The sequence below is a fragment of the Ruegeria sp. BH8 genome, from assembly GCF_056538065.1.
On sequence record NZ_JBQFSP010000059.1, the window covers coordinates 1 to 763 of the forward strand.

General features: G+C 57.3%; 1 pseudogene. It reads left to right on the plus strand.

The features are described 5' to 3' along the window. Positions 1-11: 11 nt before the first annotated feature. Positions 12-712, plus strand: a pseudogene (locus tag ACR0AD_RS21145) (IS6 family transposase). Positions 713-763 lie beyond the last annotated feature (51 nt).

Below are 763 nucleotides of genomic sequence, written 5' to 3' on the forward strand. Positions count from 1 at the left end.
AGGTGACATTGATGAAGACATCGTCAATCAGCTACAAGCGCCCCCGGTTTCCGCCTCAGCTCATCGCGCATGCAGTGTGGCTGTACGTTCGCTTCAATCTGAGCCTGCGGGAAGTTGAAGAGATGCTGCTGCAGCGCGTGCGCGATGCTTCTTACGAAACTGTTCGGCGCTGGGTCATCAAATTCGGGCCGGTGGTTGCTCCAAATCTATGGCAGAGACATGGCCGCCCAGATGATGTCTGGCATCTGGATGAAATTGTCGTGGACATTTCAGGTCGCAAGTATCGGCTTTGGCGCGCGGTCGATCAGCATGGCGTCGTGTCGGACGAAGTACTCCAATCCAGGCGGGACAAACGGGCGGCAAAACGGCTGTTGCGCGGCCTGATCAAGCACCTTGGTTTCATTCCCAAGCGGATCATCACGAACAAGTTGCGGTCCTATGGCACCGCCAAACGGGAAATCGCGCCGGGCTTGGATCGTTGGTCGCACAAGGGCTTGAACAACTGCGCGGAAAACAGCCCCCTCCCATTCCGAAAGCGAGAACGGACGATGCCAGGATACCGATCTCCAGGAGGTTTGCAGCGGTTCGTAACCACCCATCAGCCGTTAGAAATTGCTTCCGCGTCCCGGCACGTCGTCGCTCCGCACTAACAATCCGTTGTCACCGCCTCGAGGCAACTAACGCCTGGAATGCTGCCACTCGAGCCGCTTGAATCCCGACCATCAGCATTCCCTCGTCGACCGGACGTTAACGTGACAATACC